1 protein-coding gene is annotated in these 662 nt (G+C 64.7%); it reads left to right on the top strand.

Annotation, left to right across the window (positions count from 1 at the left end; translation table 11 throughout):
- The coding region (tnpC, locus tag ACM42_RS08375) for an IS66 family transposase (RefSeq protein WP_271527484.1) at positions 1-662 on the top strand (662 nt) is incomplete at both ends.

Genomic DNA, 662 nt, shown 5'->3' with positions numbered 1-662 from the left:
ATCTGGCGGGCTATGCCGGACTGATGCAGGCCGACGCCTACGCCGGCTTTGGCAGGCTCTACGAGGCCAATCGCAAAGGAGGCCCAATCGTCGAGGCCGCGTGCTGGGCGCACGGCAGGCGCAAGTTCTTTGATCTGGCACGGCTCAGCAAGGCGCCGATCGCGGCCGAGGCGGTCAAGCGCATCGATGCCCTGTTCGCCATCGAACGTGAGATCAACGGTCTTGCGCCGCAGGAGCGCCTGCGCGTGCGCCAGGAGCGTAGCCGCGCCCTGATCGTTGAGCTGGAGGCGTGGTTGCGCGAGCAGCGCGCCAAGCTCTCCAAGAACAACGACACGACCAAGGCGATCAATTACTGCCTCAATCGCTGGGATGCATTCACCCGCTTCCTTAATGACGGGCGGCTCTGCATGTCGAACAATGCCGCCGAGCGCGAGCTACGAGCTGTCGCCGTGGGAAGAAGAAATTGGACCTTCGCAGGCTCCGATGAGGGCGGCCGACGCGCCGCGGCCATCTACACCCTCATCGCCAGCGCCAAGCTCAACGACATCGATCCGCAGGCTTGGCTCGCCGATGTACTCGGCCGCTTGCCGGATCATCCCGCCAAGCGCATTCACGAACTCCTGCCTTGGAATTGGCGCCCTCAGAGCGTCGCTCACGCCGCC

It is taken from the genome of Bradyrhizobium sp. CCBAU 25338, assembly GCF_028128965.1.
Taxonomy (GTDB): Bacteria; Pseudomonadota; Alphaproteobacteria; order Rhizobiales; family Xanthobacteraceae; genus Bradyrhizobium; species Bradyrhizobium liaoningense.
The sequence above is the reverse complement of the archived record's forward strand: the minus strand, read 5'-3'. Positions and strand labels throughout refer to the sequence as shown.